At 71.7% G+C, this 22687-nt stretch carries 16 protein-coding genes and 1 tRNA gene; 6 read left to right on the forward strand and 11 right to left on the reverse strand.

The features are described 5' to 3' along the window. The first annotated feature begins 154 nt into the window (after positions 1-154). Together J2850_RS22810 and J2850_RS22815 are read left to right on the forward strand one after the other, a co-directional pair. Positions 155-231 (forward strand) — tRNA-Met (locus tag J2850_RS22810). A 231-nt stretch (positions 232-462) separates the two neighbouring features. Next, positions 463-1383, forward strand: a complete 921-nt coding sequence (locus tag J2850_RS22815) for an NAD(P)/FAD-dependent oxidoreductase (protein WP_209986806.1) — start codon at positions 463-465, stop codon at positions 1381-1383. Here the strand turns inward: J2850_RS22815 and J2850_RS22820 are convergent. Both J2850_RS22820 and J2850_RS22825 read right to left on the reverse strand, forming a co-directional pair. Next, positions 1378-2094, reverse strand: a complete 717-nt coding sequence (locus J2850_RS22820) for an LrgB family protein (protein WP_209986809.1) — start codon at positions 2092-2094, stop codon at positions 1378-1380. The genes J2850_RS22815 and J2850_RS22820 overlap by 6 nt on opposite strands. After that, positions 2066-2482 carry a CidA/LrgA family protein gene (locus J2850_RS22825; RefSeq protein WP_209986813.1) on the reverse strand — a complete coding sequence of 139 codons (417 nt, stop codon included), beginning with the start codon at positions 2480-2482 and terminating at the stop codon, positions 2066-2068. Before J2850_RS22825 ends, J2850_RS22820 begins: the two co-directional genes overlap by 29 nt. Positions 2483-2586: 104 nt before the next feature. Here J2850_RS22825 and J2850_RS22830 point away from each other — a divergent pair, with 104 nt between their 5' ends. Beyond that, positions 2587-3501, forward strand: a complete 915-nt coding sequence (locus J2850_RS22830; RefSeq protein WP_209986816.1) for a LysR family transcriptional regulator — start codon at positions 2587-2589, stop codon at positions 3499-3501. Beyond that, complete coding sequence (locus J2850_RS22835) at positions 3501-3956, forward strand: nucleotidyltransferase domain-containing protein (RefSeq protein ID WP_246513393.1); 456 nt, start codon at positions 3501-3503, stop codon at positions 3954-3956. The genes J2850_RS22830 and J2850_RS22835 overlap by 1 nt, the downstream gene beginning before the upstream one ends. Positions 3957-4283: 327 nt before the next feature. Here the strand turns inward: J2850_RS22835 and gyrB are convergent, their stop codons facing one another. The 5 genes from gyrB to J2850_RS22860 all read right to left on the reverse strand — a co-directional run bounded on the left by gyrB (position 4284) and on the right by J2850_RS22860 (position 12292). Then, on the reverse strand, positions 4284-6767 hold the full coding sequence (gene gyrB, locus J2850_RS22840) for a DNA topoisomerase (ATP-hydrolyzing) subunit B (protein ID WP_209986819.1): 2484 nt from the start codon (positions 6765-6767) through the stop codon (positions 4284-4286). A 90-nt stretch (positions 6768-6857) separates the two neighbouring features. After that, positions 6858-8027, reverse strand: a complete 1170-nt coding sequence (recF, locus tag J2850_RS22845) for a DNA replication/repair protein RecF (RefSeq protein WP_209987136.1) — start codon at positions 8025-8027, stop codon at positions 6858-6860. Positions 8028-8106: 79 nt separating this feature from the next. Next, complete coding sequence (gene dnaN / locus J2850_RS22850) at positions 8107-9237, reverse strand: DNA polymerase III subunit beta (protein ID WP_209986822.1); 1131 nt, start codon at positions 9235-9237, stop codon at positions 8107-8109. Between the two features lie 136 nt (positions 9238-9373). Beyond that, positions 9374-11230 (reverse strand): hypothetical protein, encoded by a 1857-nt coding sequence (locus J2850_RS22855; RefSeq protein WP_246513395.1) that lies wholly within the window; start codon positions 11228-11230, stop codon positions 9374-9376. Positions 11231-11416: 186 nt separating this feature from the next. After that, positions 11417-12292, reverse strand: a complete 876-nt coding sequence (locus J2850_RS22860) for an SDR family oxidoreductase (RefSeq protein WP_209986824.1) — start codon at positions 12290-12292, stop codon at positions 11417-11419. Between the two features lie 98 nt (positions 12293-12390). On the opposite strand from J2850_RS22860, the gene J2850_RS22865 reads away from it, so the two are divergent. Beyond that, positions 12391-13254 (forward strand): tetratricopeptide repeat protein, encoded by an 864-nt coding sequence (locus J2850_RS22865; protein WP_246513397.1) that lies wholly within the window; start codon positions 12391-12393, stop codon positions 13252-13254. 199 nt (positions 13255-13453) lie between these two features. After that, positions 13454-14323 carry an alpha/beta fold hydrolase gene (locus J2850_RS22870; protein ID WP_209986830.1) on the forward strand — a complete coding sequence of 290 codons (870 nt, stop codon included), beginning with the start codon at positions 13454-13456 and terminating at the stop codon, positions 14321-14323. Positions 14324-14447: 124 nt separating this feature from the next. Here the strand turns inward: J2850_RS22870 and trxA are convergent, their stop codons facing one another. From trxA to J2850_RS22890, 4 genes are all read right to left on the reverse strand, one after another. Next, the gene (gene trxA, locus J2850_RS22875) at positions 14448-14771 is read right to left on the reverse strand and encodes a thioredoxin TrxA (RefSeq protein WP_209986832.1); all 324 of its coding nucleotides are present in this window, start codon (positions 14769-14771) and stop codon (positions 14448-14450) included. 149 nt (positions 14772-14920) lie between these two features. After that, positions 14921-18442 (reverse strand): double-strand break repair helicase AddA, encoded by a 3522-nt coding sequence (addA, locus tag J2850_RS22880; protein ID WP_209986835.1) that lies wholly within the window; start codon positions 18440-18442, stop codon positions 14921-14923. Between the two features lie 277 nt (positions 18443-18719). Further along, positions 18720-21725, reverse strand: coding sequence for a double-strand break repair protein AddB (addB, locus tag J2850_RS22885; protein WP_209986838.1), 3006 nt, complete (start codon positions 21723-21725; stop codon positions 18720-18722). 209 nt (positions 21726-21934) lie between these two features. Beyond that, positions 21935-22687: a nucleotidyltransferase family protein gene (locus J2850_RS22890; RefSeq protein WP_209986840.1), complete on the reverse strand. Its 753-nt coding sequence runs from the start codon at positions 22685-22687 to the stop codon at positions 21935-21937.

Raw genomic sequence — 22687 nt, forward strand, 5'->3', positions numbered from 1 at the left:
CGAACTCGGCCGTGAAAAGCCTCTGCGCCGATGGTACTGCATCTTAAGATGTGGGAGAGTAGGTCGCCGCCAGGTCACTCAGGCACAAGAGACGCCTTCCCAAACACGCTGCGCAATCATCTTCACGATCTCCATTCCCTCAGCACAGGACATCCGCGGGGTGGAGCAGCCCGGTAGCTCGTCAGGCTCATAACCTGAAGGCCGCAGGTTCAAATCCTGCCCCCGCAACCAAATCACCAAAGCCCGACGGAGCCGACGCTCCGGCGGGCTTTTGCTATGGGCGAAGTGCTACGCCGTAAGCGTAACACCGACCGACGGTGCCGCCCTTTCATGCGTCGCGGCCACCATCATCAGGCGCAACGTCGCGGCCGTTCGCCTGTCTAGGAAGGGCAAGGCAGCCCTTGTGTCCAAGCGTCGAGGCTGCCGGTTTCCCTTCCGCGCCCAGCCCGAGGCGGCGATCCGATGGACTTTGAAGCAGACTGCCTGATCGTCGGCGGCGGGCCGGCCGGCCTGACCGCCGCGATCTACCTCGCCCGCTACCGCCGCAGCGTCCTTGTGGTGGACGAGGCGAAAAGCCGCTGCGCCTGGATCCCGACCTCGCACAACCTCGCCGGCTTCACCGGCGGCATCAGCGGCACCGACCTGCTGCAGCGCATCCGCGCCCAGGCCGTCCTCTATGGCGCGCGGATCGAAACCGCATCGGTCACGGCGCTGGAGCGCCAACCTTCCGGCACCGGCTACCGTGCGCTTCTCGACGACCGGCGGGCGGTCGAGGCCGCCACCGTCCTGCTCGCCACCGGGGTGATCGATGGGCAGCCGCGCATGCCGTATCTCTACGAGGCGATGCAGCGCGGATTGATCCGGGTCTGTCCGATCTGCGACGCCTTCGAGGTGATCGACCGCCGCATCGCCGTCCTCGGCCATGCCGGGCAGGCGGTCGGGGAGGCGCGCTTCATCCGTGGCTACAGCCCGGCGGTTACCCTGCTGACCCTGGGCGAACCGATGACCCTGACACTGGAGGAGCGCCAGGGACTGGATGCCGACGGGATCGCCGTGGTCGAGGACCCGGTCGTCGCCGTCGGGATGGACGAGGACCGGTCCGCGCGCGTGACCCTGCAGGGCGGCCGCATCCTCGTCTTCGACACCCTCTACTCGGCATTGGGCATCAGCGCCCGCTCGGCCCTGGCCGGACGGATCGGGGCGGAGATGGACGTGGACGGGCGGTTGATCGTCGACCGGCACCAGCGAAGCTCGGTTCCTGGCTTCTACGCCGCCGGCGACGTCGTCTCCACCCTCAACCAGATCGCGGTGGCGATGGGCGAGGCGGCGATGGCCGCCACCGCGATCCACAACGACCTGCGCCGCCAACGCCCATCCTCATGATCCGAGGTAATGGGCGATCGCCGGAGCGGCCAGCACGTTCAGCAGGCCGACCAGCACCATGACCAGCCCGGCGATCGATCCCTCCTCCCGCCCGATCTCCAGCGCCTTGGCGGTCCCGGCGCCATGGGCGCCGACGCCGAACAGGGCGCCGCGGGCAAGCGCGGTGCGGACGGGCAGCCAGGCCAGCAGCAGCTCGCCGAACACTGCGCCGAGCACGCCGGTCACCACCACGAACACCGCGGTCAGGTCCGGGATGCCGCCGATCTCGCCGCTGACGGTCATCGCGAAGGGCGTGCTGATGGAGCGCGGCAGCAGGCTCAACCGCAGGGCACCGTCCAGCCCCAGCAGGGTCGACAGCGCCCAGCCCGTCAGGAAGGCGGTGGTGCTGCCGGCCAGCATGCCGACGGCAAGCACCGGCCAGTGGCGGCGGATGACCGCGCGCTGTTCGTAGATCGGCAGGGCGAAGGCCACCGTCGCCGGCCCGAGCAGGCCGATCAGCCAGCCGGTACCGCGGATGTAGTCGCGGTAGCTGACATGGAGCGCCAGCGCCACCAGGATCAGGGCCGCCGGGGTCACCAGCAGCGGCATCAGCCAGGGAACCGGCCGCCAGCGATAGAGCCGCTTTGCCACCACATAGAAGCCGATGGTGACGGCCGACCAGACCGCCGCCTGGGCGAGCGGTTCATCCCACAAGGGTATCGGCAGCGCCATGTTTCGATCTCCAGCGATAGAAGAGTTCGACGGTCAGCGCGGTGACGGCCATGACCGCCAGCGTGCCGCCGGCGATCACCGCCAGGATCTTCAGCCCCAGCAGGCCGAGGAACTCCCGGTGGTTCATCAGGGCCAGCACGGCCGGAACGAAGAACAGCAGCATCTCGGCCAGCAGCCATTCCGCGCCGCGCCGCATGCTTCCGGGATTGAGGCGATGGCTGGCGAGCAGCAGCAGCACGATGGCCATCCCGACGATGCCGCCGGGAAGCGGCAGGCCGGTCAGGCGGACCAGCGCCTCGCCGGCCAGCCAGAACAGGCCGATCAGTCCGACCTGCAGGATGCGGCTGTCGCGGAAGGTTCGGGATCGCGGGAAATGGGCGGAAAGCATCGGAGTGGCTGCGGTCGTCGATGAAGCTTGTCCAAATCTATGCCGCGGCGCAGTATGAGTAAAATGACTTATATGACTGCAATTCAGTCCAATAAGGAATGGACATGGAGCTCAGGACGCTGCGGGCCTTCGTGGAAGTGGTCCGCCAGGGCGGGTTTTCGCAGGCCGCCAAGGTGGTCTTCGCCACCCAGTCGACCGTCAGCAAGGCGGTGAAGCAGCTCGAGGAGGAACTCGGGGTGCCGCTGCTGGACCGCATCGGGCACCGCAGCACGGTGACCGCCGCCGGCGACATCGTCTACCGGCAGGGCCTGAGGATGCTGGCCCAGCGTGACGAACTCCTGGCCGAACTGGACGATCTGCGCGGGCTGCGGCGCGGCACCCTGCGCCTCGGACTGCCGCCGATCGGTTCCAGCACGCTGATGGCGCCGCTCTTCGTCACCTACCGGCAACGCCATCCCGGCATCGACATCCGCCTCGTCGAGCATGGCAGCGACCGGCTGGAGGAGATCCTGCTGGCCGGCGACATCGACATCGCCGGCTCGCTGCTGCCGGTGTCCGCGGAGTTCGACTGGCAGGAGATGTGCCGCGAGCCGCTGGTGGCGCTGCTCCCCGCCGGCCACCCGCTCGCCGGCCGGCCTGCGGTCACCCTGCCGGATTTGAAGGAGCTGCCCTTCCTGCTGTTCGAGCGCGGCTTCGCGCTGAACCGGATCATCCTCGGGGCCTGCCGCGGCCGCGGCTTCGAGCCGGTGGTCGCCGTGCGCAGCAGCCAGATCGACTTCCTGGTGGAACTCGCCGCCGCCCGGCTGGGTGTCGCCTTCCTGCCGCGGATGATCGCGCTGCAGCGCCAGCATCCGGCGGTGGTCCGCGTGCCGCTGGCGGAGCCGGACACCGACTGGATCATGGCCATGGTGTGGCGGCGCGGCGCCTACCTGTCGACCGCGGCCAGGGCCTGGCTCGATCTCGTCCAAGAGGAATCCCCTCTTGGCGCGGCGGGGACATCGCCGCTGATGAGGGGGTGATGGAAAAGACCAAGCCTCGTGCGGCTTGGTCGTCGCCGGTACCGGCCGGGGAGACGGTTGAAAAGCGCCTTCCAGATGGTGTCTTTGCAGCCATGGCTACAACACGTGCTGCCCGGCAGTTGACAGATGTTGTTCCCAGCCGGGCCGCCGCACGGCTGAGAGCCTTCCGCCGCGAGGTGGATCAAGCATTGCCGGGCAAGGTGGCGCGCGTGGTCTTGTTCGGGTCCCGCGCCCGCGGCGATGCGAAGCATGACTCCGACTATGACGTGGCGGTCTTCGTCAGAGATTTGACCGGGCGCCGCTCCATTGATCACGCACTGGCGGACACCGCTTATCGCCATATTCTGGCCGGTTTTCACATACGGCCGTTCTCGGTGCCGGCGGAATTCCTGGATTCCGACTCTCCGGGTACCTTGGCCAGGAATATTGCCCGGGACGGGATAGCTGTTCCGTGAGCCGCGGGAGCAACGCTCATCCGCCGAAAAAGAAGCACCCCAACCGGCCCCGGCCGGAACCGGGAATTGCATTCTCCCGTCGCGGACGATGTCGACTGAATTGAAGCGGCTCTGACGAAGGGCATGCCAAAGGCGGCCGCCGCAAAATAAAGGCGAGGTGGGATGTTGCACCCGCCTCGCCTCACATCACCTAGCGTGTGATCGTTTCAAGCGGTATCGCTTGAAACGTGACTCACACGGAAAACCAAAGCTTAGCGTCTGTCTGGTGCTTCAATAAGCACCAGACAGACGCTAATCCCGGTCTTGCCGATAGTCCGCGTTCAGGACTCACACGTCCAGGTTCGCCACCTTCAGGGCGTTGTCCTGGATGAACTCGCGCCGCGGCTCGACGATGTCGCCCATCAGGGTGGAGAACACCTCCTCCGCCTGGTCGGCGTGGCTGACGCGGACCTGCAGCAGCGAGCGCTTCGCCGGGTCCAGCGTGGTCTCCCAAAGCTGGTCCGGGTTCATCTCGCCCAGCCCCTTGTAGCGCTGGATGGTCACGCCGCGCCGGCCCAGCTCCATCACCGTCTCGAACAGGGCGCCCGGCCCGGTCAGGGCGCGGGTTTCCTTCTGCTTCTCGAACGCCTTGCCCGGCGTGCCGTAGACCCGCTTGAGGTCGGCGGCCGGGGCGTCGAGGCGGCGGGCCTCCACGCTCTTCAACAGGTCGGTGTCGAACAGGTGGCGGTGGGTGACGCCGCGACGCGTGCGGATCACCGCATAGCCGCCCTGGGGCAGCGCCTCGCCGCGCCAGCCGCCCTCGGCGTCCAGCGCGTTCATCCGCTCGGCGACGGTCTGGGCCATCGCCTGGGCGGCGGCCTTGTCCTCGGCCAGGGCGCTGGACAGGGCGCCGGCGACCGCCGCCTGCTCCACCACCATGGCGCTGCCGACCTTGCGCGCCAGCGTGTCGATCGCCGGCCGCGCGGTGCGGGCCTGCTCGACCAGCCCGGCGAGCTGCTCGCCGATCAGCAGGCTGCCGTCCGCCAGACGGACCGACAGGTCGCCCAGCGCCGCCTCGACCAGATACTCTTCGAGCGCCCGGTCATCCTTCAGGTAACGCTCCTTGGCGTTGCCGCGCTTGATGCGGTAGAGCGGCGGCTGGGCGATGTAGAGATAGCCGCGCTCGATCAGGTCGGGCATCTGCCGGAAGAAGAAGGTCAGCAGCAGGGTGCGGATGTGGCTGCCGTCCACGTCCGCGTCGGTCATGATGATGATCTTGTGGTAGCGCGCCTTGTCGGCGTTGAACTCGTCGCTGATGCCGGTGCCCAGCGCCGCGATCAGCGTGCCGATCTCCGCCGACGACAGCATCTTGTCCAGCCGCGCCCGCTCCACGTTCAGGATCTTGCCGCGCAGCGGCAGGATGGCCTGGGACTGGCGCGAGCGGCCCTGCTTGGCGGAACCGCCGGCCGAATCGCCCTCGACGATGAACAGTTCCGACAGCGCCGGATCGCGCTCCTGGCAGTCGGCCAGCTTGCCCGGCAGCGACGACATGCTGAGCGAGCTCTTGCGCGTCATCTCGCGCGCCTTGCGGGCGGCCTCGCGGGCGGCGGCGGCTTCCACCACCTTCTGGACGACGCGGCGTGCGTCGGCCGGATGCTCCTCGAAATACTGGGCCAGCGCCTCGCCGACCACCGCCTCGACGACGGGACGGACCTCCGACGAAACCAGCTTGTCCTTGGTCTGGCTGGAGAATTTCGGGTCCGGCACCTTCACCGACAGGACGCAGGTCAGGCCCTCACGGGCGTCGTCGCCCGACAGGTTGACCTTCTCCTTCTTGGCGATGCCGGATTCGGCGGCGTAGTTGTTGATGGCGCGGGTCAGCGCCGCCCGGAAGCCGGCAAGATGGGTGCCGCCGTCCTTCTGCGGGATGTTGTTGGTGAAGCAGAGCGTCGTCTCGTGGTAGCTGTCGTTCCACTGCAGCGCGCATTCCACCGTCACCAGGCCGCCATGCTCGGTCTCGCGCTCGGACTTCAGGGTGATCGCCGGCTTGTGCAGCGGCACCTTGGAGCGGTCGAGCCAGCTCACGAAGGCGTCCAGCCCGCCCTCGTAATGCAGGTCCTGCACCTTGGGCTCGACGCCGCGGGCGTCGGTCAGCACCAGCCGGACGCCGGAGTTGAGGAAGGCCAGCTCGCGCAGCCGGTGCTCCAGCGTGGCGTAGTCGAACTCGATGTTGCTGAAGGTCTCCTTCGACGGCAGGAAGGTGACCTCGGTGCCCGACAACGGCTTGCCCTTCTCCTCGACCATCGGCGCCTCGCCGACGTCCGAGAGCGGCGCCTCGGCGACGCCGTGGCGGAAGCGCATGGTCCAGGTGCGGCCGCTGCGCCAGATGCGCAGGTCCAGCGTCTCCGACAGCGCGTTGACGACCGAGACGCCGACGCCGTGCAGGCCGCCCGACACCTTGTAGCTGTTCTGGTTGAACTTGCCGCCGGCGTGGAGCTGGGTCATCACGACCTCGGCCGCCGAGACGCCCTCTTCCGGATGGATGTCGGTGGGGATGCCGCGGCCGTTGTCGCGGACCGTCACCGAGCCGTCGGCGTTCAGCAGCACCTCGACCTTGTCGCAATAGCCGGCCAGCGCCTCGTCGATGGCGTTGTCGACCACCTCGTACACCATGTGGTGCAGGCCGGATCCGTCATCGGTGTCGCCGATGTACATGCCTGGGCGTTTGCGCACGGCGTCGAGCCCGCGCAGAACGGTGATCGACTCGGCACCGTAGTCCGGCTTCTGGGAATCCGGCTGCGGGAGGTCGTTCTTCAATGCTTCCTGTGCCATGCGTCGACTATAACAGATTCGGTTGCGGATTCGGCGGTTTCGCGCGGGTCGGCGCGTATTTTTTAGGGCTCCGGCGTCCCGTTTCCGCCCCTATCCCGGCCGGATGTGGGCGTCTTCGATGCGAAAGCGCTGGGCATCCTCGCCCAAGGGGTCGAAAACCCCCTCGTCGGTGCCGGTCATCCAGGCCTGGGCCCCCAATGCCAGGATCTCGCCGAACAGCGCCTCGCGCCGGCCGGGGTCGAGATGGGCCGCCACCTCGTCCAGCAGCAGCATGGGGGCGGCGCCGCGCTCGGCCGCCAGCAGGCGGGCGTTGGCCAGCACCACGGCGATCAGCAGCGCCTTCTGCTCGCCGGTGGAGCAGAGCGCCGCCGGCATGTCCTTGGGCGCGTGGCGGACGGCAAGGTCGCTCTTGTGCGGCCCCAGGGTGGCGCCGCCGGCCTCGGCGTCGGCGCGGCGGCCGGAGCGCAGGGACGAGCGCAGCGCGTCCTCCGCCGCCAGCGCCGGGCCTTCGTCCAGCCAGCGCTCCACCGTGCCGGCGACCGCGAGGTCGGCGCCGGGGAAGGGGCCGACCGAACGGGCGCAGGCGGCGCGCAGCCGCTGCACCACCTCGCGCCTCGCGGCGGCGACGGCGATGCCGGTGGTCGCCATCTGGTCCTCCAGCGCGCCCAGCCAGCCCTCGTCGAACCGGCCGTCCTTCAGCAGTCGGGCCCGCTCGCGCAGGGCATGCTCGTAGCGCGACAGCCGCCCGGCATGGGCGGGGTCGAAGCCGAAGACCAGACGGTCGAGGAAGCGGCGGCGCCCGCTCGCCCCCTCGATGAACAGCCGGTCCATCTGCGGGGTCAGCCAGACCATGGCGACATGCTCGGCCAGCGCCGTCTGCCCCTTGGCGGCATGGCCGTCGATGCGCACCAGCCGGCGGTCGCGGTCCGACGCGCGTTCCCCCGACTGCGGCTCGCGGCCGGTGCCGATCTCCACCGCCCCGAGGGGGGTGTCGAGCATCGCCGCCACCGCCCAGCCGGCGCCGGGGGGCGAGCCGATGCGCTCGACCTCCGCCAGCCGGGCGCCGCGCAGGCCGCGGCCGGGGGCGAGGAAGCTGACGGCTTCCAGCAGGTTGGTCTTGCCGGCGCCGTTGGGGCCGATCAGCGCGACGGGCCGGCGGTCGGGCTCCAGCCGCGCGGAGTCGTAGCCGCGGAACCGCGTCAGCGTCATCCGCCGCACGGCAAGAGCCGGCGCCGGGCCCGACGCCGGGGCGCCGCTCATCGAAACTGCGGTGTGCTGCAAGGAATCCGTTCCGCCCGGGGCGGGGACGATCCCCGGACCCCTCCCAAACATGCCTTACTCAGACACGCATCGGCATCAGGACATAGAGCGCGGTCTGGTCGGCGACGTCGCGGACGATGGTCGGCGATGCGGCGTCGGCCAGCGTGAACTGGGCGCCCTCGCCCTCGATCTGCTGCGTGATGTCCAGGAGATAGCGAGAGTTGAAGCCGATTTCCAGCGGAGCCTCGGCGTAATTGACCTCCAGCTCCTCGGTGGCGCTGCCGGATTCCGGGCTGGTCGCCGACAGGGTCAGGCTGCCGCGGACCAGCGACAGCTTCACCGCACGGCTCTTCTCGGTGGAGATGGTGGCGACGCGGTCGACGGCGGCGGCGAACAGCTTGGCGTCGACCTCCATCACCTTGTCGTTGCCGACCGGGATCACCCGCTCATAGTCGGGGAAGGTGCCGTCGATCAGCTTGGAGGTGACGACGACGCTGTCGAAGCCGAAGCGGATCTTGTTGTCGGACAGCGACAGCTCGATGCGGTCGGCGGCCTCGTCGACAAGCTTGCGGATCTCGGTGACCGTCTTGCGCGGGATGATGACGCCGGGGATGCCGTCGGCGCCGTCGGGCAGGGCCATCTCGACGCGGGCCAGCCGGTGGCCGTCGGTGGCGACCGCGCGCAGCACGTTGCCCTCCAGCCCGCCGGTCTTGCTGCGGGTGGCGTGCAGGTAGATGCCGTTCAGGTAGTAGCGCGTCTCCTCGGTGGAGATCGCGAAGCGGGTGCGGTCGATCAGCGCCCGCAGGTCGGCGGCGGCGACCGAGAAATTGTGCTTCAGCTCGCCGCTGGAGAGCTGCGGGAAATCCTCCACCGGCAGGCAGGACAGCTTGAACTGCGAGCGGCCGGAGCGCAGCGTCAGGATGGTGCCGTCGCCGGCGATGTCCAGCTCCACCTGGCTGCCGTCGGGCAGCTTGCGGACGATGTCGAACAGCGTGTGCGCCGGCGCCGTGGTGCCGCCCGGCCGGCCGACCGTCGCCGGCACCGTCTCCACGATCTCCAGGTCCATGTCGGTGGCGGCCAGCGACAGTTCGCCGTCGCCCGCGCGCAACAGGACGTTGGAGAGGATCGGAATGGTGTTCCGCCGCTCGACCACACTCTGCACGTGACCCAGGGAACGGAGAAGGGCGGCGCGTTCGATGGTGATGTTCATGCTGGCGTCGTCTCGGCGGGACTGAGTTCAAGGAGCCGGCCGGGGGCGAGGGGCCGGTGACCGGCCGTACCGCCCCGAGCGGGCGCGCATCATACCACATCGACGGGGTCGTCGAACCAAATTGTTGCGGCTAGGGCTATCGTCGGAGGGGGTCGGGGGCCGGGCCGGCCGCCCGTCCGCCGGCCGGCGCTTTGCCGCCGCCGTCACCGCCGCTGTTGTCGCCGCCGCCGCTGTTGTCGCCGTCATCGCTGCGCCGCCGCGCGTCGTGCAGGCGCAGGATGTCGACGAAGTCGGCGCTCTGCCAGTTGCGCGAGCGGGCGAGCTCGCCGCGCACCGAGTCCACGAAGGCGTCGATGACCGCCCACTCGTCCGCCCCGATCTCCGCCTCGCCGTCGAGATAGCCGTGGACCATCCGGTGCAGGCCCTGGCTGACCGGGCTGATCCAGCCGTCCACCGGCTCGCCCATCGCCGCCATCAGCCGGCGGATGCGCAGCAGGTGGGCCATGCGGTGGGCGGGACGCTCCTGCTCCTCCGCCTTCATCGCCTGGACGAAGGCGACCCGGCCGGTCTCCACCGCATAGAGTCGCAGCGACTTCAGCTCCGGATTGGCGTAGCCGGCGTTGCCGAGGTAGCGGCCCCAGCGCCACACCAGCTCCAGCAGCCAGACGATGTCCTCATGGTCGGGCACCGGCATGTGGCGGGCGGCCATCGCCTCCTGCAGGCGGGCGGCCAGCGCCGGCATCACCGTGCCGGTCAGGCAGCGGCTGACCCCGGCAAGCTCGGCGCGGATCGCCGGCCCGGTCGAGCGGCTCGACAGGAAGCCGGTGCCGGCCAGCGCCGTCAGCGCCCGGTCGAGCCGCTCCACCGCCTCGTCCAGCAGCACGCGGGTCGGGCCGGGGGCCGCCAGGACCCCGCCCCGCGGGATGTCCATGTCGCCGAACATGCCGTCCACCACCTCGCGGATGGTGGTGCAGGCGGCGTTGAAGTGGCAGAGCAGGGCGCGCAGCAGCGGGTGGGATTCCCGCACCGCCGGGCCGGCATGCTCGCGCACGTGGCGCAGGAACACGTCGTAGCGGCGCTTGACGTTCAGCCCGTAGAGCGGGGCGAACCAGGCCAGGACCTGCGACTGGTCGCGGAAGGGCAGCCCCAGGTCGCGCACCCGGCGCACGAACCCGACCATCAGCGCCGACTGGCAGTCGATCTCGGCCGGGCGGGGGCCGGCCTGCGCCTCGCCGTGCCGCATCTCCCCCCGCTGCATCTCCCCCCGCTGCATCTCGTCGATGTCGCGGCGCATCCGCTCGGTCAGCGGGACCAGTGCGGCGTTGTGTTCCAGCAGGGCGCGGACGAAGCCGAGCAGGTCGCCGTCGATCGCCGCCTTGCAGCCGAGATGGCGGGTGCGCAGCGCCGCGTCGTGGTGCGCCTCCTCGTTGGCCAGCGCCAGGAAGCGGTCGGCCAGCTTGCGGTCGCCGGCCAGGGCGTAGAGGAAGTCGAGCGCCTCCTTGCGCATCAGCTCGCGCATGACCAGCGCGTCGGGGCTGGTCATCACCGCGTCCAGCATGGCGTCGCGCGCCATCGCGTCCAGCCGGCCCTGCACCTCGGCCGCCAGGCCGGGAAAGGCGAACCGCGTCAGCGCCGCCCAGATGCCGCCCATGTCGACCCGCTGGATCAGCGCCGGCACCGCCTCGGGCGCGCGGTAGAGGATGGGGTCGTCGACCAGGAAGGGCTCGAACAGGCTGGTGAAAAGCCGGCGGGCCTTCATCGGCCGCAGGCGGTTGAAATGCTCGACCAGCGCCTCGCGCAGGTGGCGGGCCCGCTCGCCGTTCGGGCTCGACGCCCCTTCCACCGCATCCAGCACCGGGCGGATGGCGTGCATCGGGATGCGGGCGACGACCTCGTCCATCTGGCGGCGGAACGCGGCCGGCTCGCCGCCGCCCGCCTTGGCGGCACCGGCGGCGGAATGGCTGGAAGTCGTGACCGTCGGCGTGCCGTCCATGCGCCAAACACCTCCCGGGATAGCCGTCGTCCCGGCACCCATGATCACGGGAGATTATTAAATAACCTTTGCCATTTCCATCCGCGGCTTGGTGGAGGTTCCATGATTGCGGGAATATGCCGCGCCCTTGCTTTGTGATCTCCGGTTGCTTTGCGCGCCGGGGGCGGTGAGGTGCCGGCCGCCGCGTCACAGCCCGGCGGCGAGCTGGGCCTCCAGCCCGGCTCGGAAGTCGGGATAGGCCAGCGCGACGCCGAGCTGCCGCTTGATCCGGTCGTTCTTCACCCGCCGGCAATCGGCATAGAAGCTGGCGGCCATCGGCGACAGGTCCGCCTGGTCGAAGGGCACCAGCGGCGGCGGCTCGACGCCGAGGAGGCGGCAGGCATGCTCGACCACCTCGTGCGACGGGCTGGGCAGGTCGTCGGCGACGTTGTAGACCGCACCCGGCGTCGGCCGGGCGATGGAGGCGCGCAGCGTGGCGGCGATGTCGGCGACATGGATCCGGCAGAAGACCTGCCCCGGCTTGTCGACCCGCCGGGCGGTGCCGTCGCGCACGGAATCGATGGCGCTGCGGCCGGGGCCGTAGATCCCGGCCAGCCGGAACAGGTGCATCGGCACGCCGTACTGCCGGTACAGGCCCAGCCAGCCGCGTTCCGCCTCCACCCGCCGCTTCTGGCGCTCGCCGGTCGGCTTCAGCCAGGCGGCCTCGCTGACCCAGTCGCCGCCAGTGTCGCCATAGACCCCGGTGGTGGACAGGTACCCGGCCCATTCCAGCGTGCGCAGGTCGGCCAGGTCGCGGGCCTGCTGGTCCAGCACCGGGTCGCCCTTGGCGTCGGGCGGGATGCTGACCAGCAGGTGGGTGGTTCCCTCCAGTGCCGCGCGGGCATCCTTCAGCGGGCGGCCGCGGTCGAACAGGAAGGCGTCGATGCCCTGCGCCTCCAGCTCCGCCTTCCTGTCCTCGCTGCGGCAGGTGGCGGCGACGCGCCAGCCTTCGGCGCGCAGCAGGTCGGCGAAGACGCTGGCGCTGTAGCCGGGGCCGAATACGAACAGGCGGGGAGCGGTCATCGCGGAGGGTTCCAGTCTTGACTCGTCTGGCCGGCCGGCCGTCCCCCGTCGTGCGGAGGCTTGCGCCGGACCCGGCGATGGCGGAGTGTAAAGGCACCATGACCCGACGCAATGCTTACCTGCCTGCCGTCCTCGCGGCTCTGTCCATGGGGGTTGCGGCAACCTCCGCCCCGGCGGTTGCCGCAACCTCCGCCGACAGCCGCCCCGGCCTCTTCCGGCCCGGTCCCGGCCGCGACCTCCAGGCCTGCGCCGCCAAGGCGGAGGCCGATCCGGACGGCGCCATGGCGGAGGCCAAGGCCTGGGGGGATCGGGGCGGCGGCGACCAGGCCAGGCTCTGCGAGGCGCTGGCGATGTTCCACAAGGGCGACTTCAAGGCCGCCGGCACCCGGCTGGAGGCGCTGGTCCCCACCCTGGGCAGGGACGATCCCAAGGCCGCGGCCTCGCTGCTCGGCCGCGCCGGCTGGGCCTGGCTGCGGGCCGGCGATGCCGGGCGGGCGGAGCGGCTCTACGGCAAGGCGCTGGAAAAGGTGCCGGGCGACGTCGACCTGCTGATCGACCGCGCCTTCGCCCGCGCCGAGGGCGAGCATTTCTGGGACGCCGTCACCGACCTCGACGCGGCGCTCGCCCGCGACCCGACGCGCGCGGACGCCTATCTCTACCGCGCCTCCGCCCACAAGGCGCTGTCGAACTACCGGCAGGCGGTGGCCGACATCGACCATGCGCTGGAACTGAAGCCGCGGGACCCGGAGGCGATCCTGCTGCGCGGCAACGTCAAGGCGCTGGCCGGCAACCTGGCCGCCGCCCGCGACGACTGGATGCTGGTCCGCCGCCTCTCCCCCGAGGGCGAATGGGGCCGCGCCGCCGCGGACAACCTCTCCCGCACCGCCGCCGGGGCGCCCGACACCGGTAAGGATGCCGGCAAGGATACAGGTAAGGATAAGGCGAAGCAGAAGGCGCCCTGACGGGGCGGTGCCCGGCGGAAAACGGCCGTTTTCCGAGGATTTCCGCCGCTGCCGCCGGCCGGGAGCTGTCCGCCCGCCCACCCCGTTTCGCCGTCCATCCTTACCCGCGCCGCCACCGTCGGGGGTGGTGACCGGGTCTTGGGAACCTGCCGGGCGCGCCGCGGTTCTCCCGGTCACCGCGCAACCACCGGGGACGGCGATGTTCGAAGGATTCACGCTCGAGACCATCGGCCTGCCCGACGCCACCCTGCGGGTCCGCCATGGCGGGCGGGGAAGCCCGGTCCTGCTGCTCCACGGCCATCCGCGCACCCACGCGACCTGGCATCGGGTGGCGCCGCTGCTGGCGGCAAGCCACACCGTCGTCTGCCCGGACCTGCGGGGATTCGGCGGCTCGTCGAAGCCGGCGGACCGGCCCGACCATGCCAACTCCTCCAAGCGGGCCAAGGCGCTGGATTGCCTCGCCCTGATGCGGCACCTCGGCTTCGAGCGGTTCGCCGTCGTCGGCCATGACCGCGGCTCCTACACCGCCTTCCGCCTGGCGATGGACCATCCCGCCGCCGTCACCCGCCTCGCGGTGCTCGACGGCGTGCCGATCCTGGAGGCGCTGGAGCGCTGCGATGCCCGCTTCGCCCGGGCATGGTGGCACTGGTTCTTCTTCGCCCAGCCGGACAAGCCGGAGCGCGCCATCCTGGCCGACCCCGACGCCTGGTACGGCGGCTCGCCGGCGGCGATGGGAGAGGAGGCCTACCGCGACTTCCGGCAGGCCATCCATGATCCGGCCACCGTGCACGGCATGCTGGAGGACTACCGCGCCGGGCTCGGGATCGACCGCGAGCACGACGCCGCCGACCGCGCGGCCGGACGGCGGCTGGCCTGCCCGGTGCTGGCCCTGTGGTCGTTGCGCGACGATCTGGAGGCGCTCTACGGCGACGTGCTGGCGGTCTGGCGGCCCTGGGCGCCGGACGTGGGCGGCCGCGGCCTGGACTGCGGCCACCACATGGCGGAGGAGGCGCCGGAAGAGCTGGCGCGGGAACTGCTGCGCTTCCTGGACGCTCCGCCGGCCGGCTGAGGCGGAAAGCCGGACCATGCGGGCGGGTTTGGGCGCTTCAGAGCGGCGCACATGAAAAAGCCCCGCCGCGGCGACCGCGGCGGGGCTTTCCCGATCCGGAAGGAGGGTCCGGAGAGACCGCCGCTTACAGCGCCGACTCGACCCACTGGAACAGCGCACCCTTCGGCAGGGCGCCGATCTTGGTGGCGGCGACGCTGCCGTCCTTGAACAGCATCAGCGTCGGGATGCCGCGCACGCCGTACTTGGTCGGGGTGTTGGGGTTCTCGTCGATGTTCAGCTTGGCGATCGTGACCTTGCCGTCGTACTCGCCGGCCAGTTCGTCGAGCGCCGGGGCGATCATCTTGCAGGGGCCGCACCATTCCGCCCAGAAGTCGACCAGGACCGGGCCGGCGGCCTGCAGAACGTCCTGCTCGAAGCTGTCGTCGGTAACCTTGATGGTGGTGCTCATGTGACCTCGTACCTGGGTTCGGAACGGCCGCGGGGTGGTTGAGAAGGCCCCGCGGACATCGGCCCGTCAGTGGAATTGAGCAAAATGTAGGGCGGAGGCGCCCGGCCGGTCAAGTCACCCCATCTTTCGCGCTGGCCGCCGGCCGGCTCTCAGCCCGGCCGCCTCGCCAGTCCCGAGGCCGCGGCGTCGAGGAGGTCGGCCGGCAGCTCCATGGTGAAGGGGCCGTCGGTCCACAGCAGCACGCAGCGGACCCGCCGGCCGGGATAGACCGCCCGCAACGCCTCGCGGTAGGCCGCCATCTGGCGCCGGTAAACCATTGGAACGTCTTCAAGATCGCGCGGCGGCGGCCGGTTGGTCTTGTAGTCGACGATCCACACCGTGTCGCCGGTCACCGCCAGCCGGTCGATGCGGCCGGCGATGGTGCGGGTGCCGTCGCCGAGGGTGACGACGCCGACCAGCGGCACCTCGGCCCGGGTGTCGGGGCCGAACAGATGCGCGAACTCCGCATGGCTCAGCACCGCCATCGTCTCGCGCGCGATGGCGTCCTGCTGCTCCTCGCTCAACTTGTGGGCGGGGCGGGCGAGGAAGCGGCGGCAGGCCGCCTCGCGCGCCGCCTCGCCCAGGGCGGGCAGGGTCTGCAGCAGCCGGTGGACCAGCAGGCCGCGGCGGAAGCGCTGCCCGTCGTCCTCGCCCAGCGGCGAGCGCACCGCCGGCTCCTCGCCGTCGGGACGCGACGGGGTGAGGGGGCGCGAGGGCTCCGGCTCGGACGGGGCGGGGGCGGCGATCCAGGGCGGCGGCGGGTCGGCGGCGACGGCGTCCTCGGTCTCGACATGGCGCGGAACCACGGCGGTCTGGGCGCCGACCAGCCGCCAGCCGTCGCCGCTCCAGCCGTCGGGGCACAGGCCGGTGAAGTCGAAGGCGTGCGGCACGCCGTTGTCGCGCATCGCCTCCTCGACCAGCCGGTACCAGCAGTCGGCCGCCGGCTCGCGCCGGCCCTGGTGGCCGCAGATGTAGAGCCGGTCCTCCGCCCGCGTCAGCGCGACGTAGAGCAGCCGGCGGTATTCCTGGTCGCGCCGGCGGTTGGCCCGCGCCCGCGCCTCGGCGCTCAGCGCGTCCTCCTGGCTCCGGCGGGCGGCGAAGAGCGGCACCGGGCAGCTTTCGTCCGGCCACAGGATCGGCGGGCTCTGCGTCGGGCTGCCCAGCGTGTCGGGCAGGAAGACGATCGGCGCCTGCAACCCCTTGGAGCCGTGGACGGTCATGATCCGCACGGTGCCGCCGCCCTGTTCCAGCTCGCGCTTGATCTCGGCGTCGCTGGCGGCCAGCCAGGCGAGGAAGTTCTGCAGCGACGGCGGCTCGGTCTTCTCGAAGGCGAGGCAGACGGCCAGGAACTCCTCCAGCGGGTCCTGGGCGTCGGGGCCGAGCCGCTTGAGGATCGCCCGCCGGCCGGAGCGGGTGTCGGTCGGGCAGGGCCGGTTCAAGAGCCCGGCGAACAGCTCGTAGGGGGCGGAGAAGTCGGTGCGCGCCAGCAGGTCGCCGAGATAGCGCCGGGCCGGGCGGAAGGCCGGCTCGGTCTCGGCCAGCGCCACCAGCGAGCGCCACAGCGTGCCGCGCCGGCCGTGGGCGACGCGGAACAGCTCCTCCTCGGTCAGGCCGACCAGCGGCCCCTTCAGCACGGTGGCCAGCGTCAGGTCGTCGTCGGGCAGCAGCAGGAAGTTGGCCAGCGCCACCAGGTCCATCACCGCAAGCTGCTCGGTCAGCACCATGCGGTCGACGCCGGCCACCGGCACGCCGCGGTCCTTCAGCGCGCGCACCAGCTCGGTGACGAAGGCGGTGCGGCGGCGCACCAGCACCATGACGTCGCCGGGCCGCACCGGGCGGCCCTTGGCCTCCAGCCGCTCGCCGCCGTCGATCCAGCGCTGCACGGTGGCGGCGATCACCGCGGCGAGGCGGGCCGAGGGCGAGTCGGCGGACTCGCGGGCCACCGGCGGCGCCCAGGCCTGGGCCTCGGCGACCTCGGCCGGCTTGACCGGCGGCCACAGCTCGACCAGCCCGGCCTGGCCGCGGCGGAAGGCGCGGTGGCGGATGACCGGGCTCGCCTCCGACGCCACGCCGTCGCTGGCGCGCTCGATGGCGAACACCGCGTCGACCGTCTCCAGCACCGCGGCGGTGGAGCGGAAGGAGATGTCGAGGGCGACGCCGGCCCACAGGCGCTGCGCCGCCTCGGCCTTGTCCTGGAAATGGCGGCGCATCCGCGCGAACTCGGCCGGGTCGGCGCGCTGGAAGCTGAAGATCGACTGCTTCTCGTCGCCGACCGCGAAGACGGTGCGGATGCGGCCGTCGGGGTTCGCCGCCTCCAGCTCGGTGAAGAACTCGCCGGCGAGCGCGGCGACGATCGCCCACTGGTCGGGGTTGGTGTCCTGCGCCTCGTCGATCAGGATATGGTCGAGGCCGCCGTCCAGCTTGTAGAGCACCCAGGGAACCCGCGGCGCGCCGTCCTCGCCGCTGAGCAGGCGGTTGGCCGCCAGGATCAGGTCGTCATAGTCCAGCAGGGCGCGGGCCGCCTTGCGCTCGCGGTAGGCAGCCAGCATCGCCTCGGCCAGCGTCAGCAGGGCGGCGGTGGAGGCGGCGACGCCAGCGGCCTTGACCCGCTCGGCGATCGCCACCAGCCGTTCCGCCTCCTTCTGCAGGCAGGTCAGTGCCTGGGGATAGGCGGTGGCCGGCTTCTTGGTGATCAGGGTCTTGCGCGGGCTGCCCTCGACCGTCAGGAACAGGCGCTTGTAGGCGTCGAAGGCGCGCACGCGGCGCTCGGCGGCATCCAGCCACTGCTGGATGGCGATGCCGCGCTCCTGGTCGCTGCCGCTGCCGCCGGACAAGGCGCGGCAGGCCTCGCGCAGGGCCGGCGCGTCACAGTCGTCGTCGTGGCAGGCGCCGGTGAGGATCGACTCCTCGGTGGTGCCGGGCGGCACCTTCAGCGTGTCGTGGATGGCGGCGATCACCCCCTCCAGCCCGTCATGCGCCTTCAGCAGCTTCTCGATCCGGCCGCGCTGGCCGGCCAGCTCGGCCAGCAGCTCGGCGAAGTCCTCGGCGCTGAGGTCGGCGGTCAGCCGCCCCATGGCGCGGCCGAGCGGGCTGTCCGGCCCGGTCCGGCCGGCATGCAGCACGGCGTCGCGCGCTTCGGTCAGCAGCCCGTCGGCGGTGCGCTCGTCCATCACGTCGAAATGCGGGGCGAGCTCGGCCTCCAGCGGGAAGCGGCGCAGCAGCGACTGGCAGAAGGCGTGGATGGTCTGGATCTTCATGCCGCCGGGGCAGTCCACCACCTGGGCGAACAGGCGCCGGGCGTTCAGCCGCGCCTCGACGCCGGGCCGCTCGCCGCACAGGTCGGCCAGCCGGTCCTCCAGCTCGTCGTCGGGCAGGGTGGCCCACAGGCCGAGCGTACGGTTGATGCGGATCGCCATCTCCGCCGCCGCCGCCTTGGTGAAGGTCAGGCAGAGGATGCGCGCCGGCGGCGTGCCGGCCAGCATCAGCCGCAGCACCCGGTCGGTCAGCACCTTGGTCTTGCCCGACCCGGCCGACGCCCCCACCCACACCGAGGCGGTCGGGTCGGACGCCCGGCGCTGCGCGACGTTGGGGTCGAGCGGCAGGCTGCGGGCGATCAGGTCGGTCATGGTCATGAGCGGGGGGTCCGGTGCCGGTACAACATGCTCCCTCTCCCGTCCCGGGAGAGGGAAGGGGCCCATGCGAAGCATGGGAAGGGTGAGGGGTGATCCAAGAAGCCCTGCGGTTCTAGCGTCTTGGGCCACCCCTCACCCTCCCCACGCCTGCGGCGCGGGTCGCCTCCCTCTCCCGGGGCTCTCAGCGGATCTTTGATCCGCCTGACGCCGTCAGCACAAACGAAGTTTGTGCGAGAGGCGGGAGAGGGCAATCTATCCTCAAACCCGACCACCCCCATCATTCCCCCTCCCCGCCGCCCGACGACCATTCCTGGACGCGGGCCAGATGGGCGTAGTCGGTGTAGCGGGGCGCCAGCGCCGGGCGGGGGCGGGAGCGGTAGGGGGTGTCCGGGTCGTCGAAGCGGTAGACCAGCGCCTCCAGCCCGGCCCTGGCCTCCTCGCCCAGCGTCGCGGGGTCGGCCTTGACCGGCTTTTCCTCGCCGGCCGGGTCGCCGCCGGACAGCCGCCAGAAGGTCAGCTCGGCCACCGGCCCGGCATCGACGCCGCTGAAGCCGCCCGCCGCGGCGATGGCGGCCTCCAGCGGGAGCTGCGGGGCGAAGCCAAGCTCGATCTCGCGGCCGCTCGGCGGCGTGCCGGTCTTGTAGTCGATCACCACCAGCCCGTCGGGCGAGCGGTCGATGCGGTCGGCCTTGGCGGTCAGCACGAAGGGGCCGCCGGGTGCCTGCAGCTCCAGCCGCCCCGGCACCTCGGTGGCCAGCGGGCGGGTGCGGGGGCGGCGTTCGCGCTCCAGCTCGAGGAACCAGGCGGCGACCCGCTCGAAGCGTGGCCACCAGAAGGCCCAGACGTCGGGATGGCTGCGCAGCAGCGGCCCGAAACGGTCGCGCCCCAGCGCGATCAGCCGGTCGAGCGCATCGAAGGGCAGCGGGCCGGGGAACTCGCGGACGAAGGCGTCGAGCGTGTCGTGGATGATCTGGCCGCGGTCGGCGGCGCCGGGATCGGCGGCGATCGGGTCTAGGGCGCGCAGCCGCAGGCAGTGGCGGGCATAGATGGCGTAGGGGTCGCGCATCCAGGTCTCGATCTCCGTCACCGACAGCTTGCGCGGCCGGGCGGCGACCGGCGGGCGTGGCTCCGGCGCGGCGGCCGGCTGCACCCGGTCCGGCTCGTCCAGCCCGCGCGCCCAGGCGAGCCAGTGCGCGCCGCGCTCCTCGATCAGCCCGTCCAGGTCCAGCGCCTTCAGCACGGTTTCCAGCCGCAGCAGCCAGCGCGACGGCACGGTCGGCGTGCCCTCCACCCGGGCGGCGCGGGTCAGCACCACCTCCGGCGCGCCGCAGGCGTGGGCGAAGTCGTGGGCCGACATGCCGACCAGCCGTTCCGGGCTGGGCAGGCCGAAGTCGCGCCGCATCGGCCGCGACATCCAGGGGTCGGCGGATGCCGCCGGCGGCCAGGTGCCCTCGTTCAGCCCGCCGAGGATGGTGAGGTCGAGATGCTGGAGGCGGGCCTCCATCGGGCCGAGGATGAACAGGCGCGGGTGCAGGCCGTAGCGCGGGCGCACCGCGCGCGCGCTCATCAGCGCATCCAGCAGGGCCGGATAATCCTTGGTGGGGATCGCCGGGAAGCCGTCGGCGGCATTCAGCAGGTCGTGGACGAAGCGCGCCGCCTCCTCGCCGTCGTCCTGGCGCCACAGGCGGGCGGCGCCCTCCATCTCGTCGTCGGCCGCCAGCGCCTCGCAGAAGGCGACATGGGCGCGCAGCAGCTCGGCCAGCGGCGTCTCGCCGCTCATCGCCTCCAGGAAGGGGGCGGCGCGGCGGCCGAGGTCGACCAGCCAGTCGCGCAGGACCTCCTGCTGCTCCTCATGGTCGAAATGCTCGGCCTGCTCCAGCGCCGACAGCACGCCGTCGAAGCCCTCCGCCGGCCGTGGGCCGCGCAGGACGACGCGCTCCAGCGCGCGGGCGGCGGCGCGGAAATCCGCCGAGTCGCGGCCGCCCGCCGCCATCGGGTGCTTGGCCAGGGCCAGCAGGGCCAGCGGGTGGACGCGGCTCGCCGCCAGCTCGGCGGTCAGGCGCAGGTAGGTGCCGACGGCGGTGTGGGCGAGCGGCTGGCCGCCCGAGTCGTTGACCTCGATGCCCCAGCGCGCCAGCGCCATGCCGACGCGGCGGCCGAGGTTGCGGTCGGGGGTGATCAGCGCCGCGGTCTTGTCCGGCGTCTCCAGCGCATGGCGCATCAGCAAGGCGATGACCTGCGCCTCCTCCTCCGAGGTGGCGGCGTCGATGCGGGTCAGGCCGGCGAGCGCCCCGGCATCCAGCCCGGTCAGCCCGCGCCAGCCCTCGGTGGTGGCGGCGGGGCGCATCGCCTCGGCGATCAGGCGGGCACGGGCGCCGCGCGGCTCCGTAGCGTCGCTCGCCGCGTCGCTCGCCGCCTCGCTCGCCGCCTCGCTCCAAGACCGCACCTCGGCACGGCTGACGCCGAGATGGCGGACAAGCTGCGACAGCCCGTGCTGCGGGTGGGATTCGTCCTGCTCGATGGCTTCCCAGATGGCGTCGTCGGCCGCCTGGTCGAGGCCGGGCAGCACCACCGAGCCGTTCGGCAGCCGGGCGATCACCGCCAGCAGGTCCGACGCCGCGGCGATCGAGCCGGTGGAGCCGGCGGCGATCACCATGCCCGGCGGCGGGGCGGACCGCCACAGCGCCGCCTGGGTCTCCAGCGCCAGGTTGCGGCGCCGCGCCGGGTCGGTCTCCGCGGTCGTCGCCAGGATGGCCGGCCACAGCTCGGTGACGATGGTCAGGAACTTCAGCGTCACCTGCCAGTGCTCGGCGTAGTCGGCCGGCACCAGCAGCGGGAGCTTCTCGAAGCCGACGCGCTCGGTCCACACCGCGTCGATCAGCCGTCCGAGGTCGCCGCTCAGCCGCACCGCCTGCGCGGTGGTCGCCGACAGTCCTTCGGCGCCCAGGATCAGGCGGGCCAGCGTCATCTGCCGGTTCAGCGGCGAGATCGCCTCGGGCAGGTCGAGCGGGACGTCGGGCAGCTCCTCCTCGGTCAGGCTGAGGTCGCCGGCGTCGAGCTCGCCCAGCGGCGCCATCCGCGGCAGCAGCGTCGGCTGCCCGCCCGAGCGGCGCAGGAAGGCCTGCTGCAGCGACCGGCAGGCGCGCCGGGTCGGCAGCAGGACCGTCACGCCGGCCAGCGCCAGCGGATCGCCCTCCACCCGCTCCATGATCCCCGCCGCCAGCGTGTCGACGAAGGGCGCGCCGGCGGGGATGCTGTAGACCTTGGGGCTGTCGGGAGTCATGGGCGGTCCGTACTTGGTGCATCATGCCGCGGCGCCGGTTCCCCCCTCCCTATCCCTTATCCGCTCTCGGCGGACCGAAGGTCCGTCCGATCGTGGTGGAGGGGACTGCCGCCGCTTTGGCGCGTGCTCCCTCTCCCGCAAAGCGGGGGAGGGGTGGGGAGGGGGCAGCCGGCGCTGCCGCTAAGAGGGATGATACCGGAACCCGGCGCTCAATGCGCGACCGTGCGCATGCCGCCGATGGCGAGCAGATCCTCCGCCTCCTTCAGCCCCTGGGGCGTGCCGACATGGAACCACAGCCCGTCATGGGCGAGGCCGTAGAGGCGGCCGGCCTCCTGGGCGCGGTCCCAGATCAGGTTGGTGGAGAAGGCGCCGTCGGGCGTGCCGGCGGCGAACAGCTCCGGCTTCACGATCTGCAGGCCGGCATAGACGAAGGGGGCGATCTCGCCCTCGCGGCGACGGGTCAGGCGGCCGAGCGGGTCCATGTGGTAGTCGCCCGCCCCGTCATAGCCGACCGCCCTGGTCGTCGCCATCAGCAGCAGCAGCGCGTCCATCTCCGCCGGGTTCCAGTGGGCGGCCAGCCGGCGCAGGGCCGGCACCGGGCCGTCCAGCCAGAAGATGTCGGCGTTCACCGTGTAGACCGGCGCCGTGCCGAGGAGGGGCAGCGCCTTCTTCACCCCGCCGCCGGTCTCCAGCAGCGTGTCCTCCGGCGACAGGACGATCGCCGGCGCGGCGCGGCCCTTCAGGTGCTCGCCGATCATGGCGCCGAGATAGTGGCTGTTGACCACGGCGGTGCCGACGCCGGACTCGGCCAGCCGGTCGAGCGCATGGTCGAGCATCGGCTTGCCCGCCACCGGGATCAGCGGCTTCGGCCGGTCGTTGGTCAGCGGGCGCATGCGCAGGCCCTGGCCGGCGGCCAGCACCATGGCGGTGGTGGGGGCAGGGAAGGGAACGGGTGCGGTCAT

This window comes from Azospirillum picis (assembly GCF_017876115.1).
Classification (GTDB): domain Bacteria; phylum Pseudomonadota; class Alphaproteobacteria; order Azospirillales; family Azospirillaceae; genus Azospirillum; species Azospirillum picis.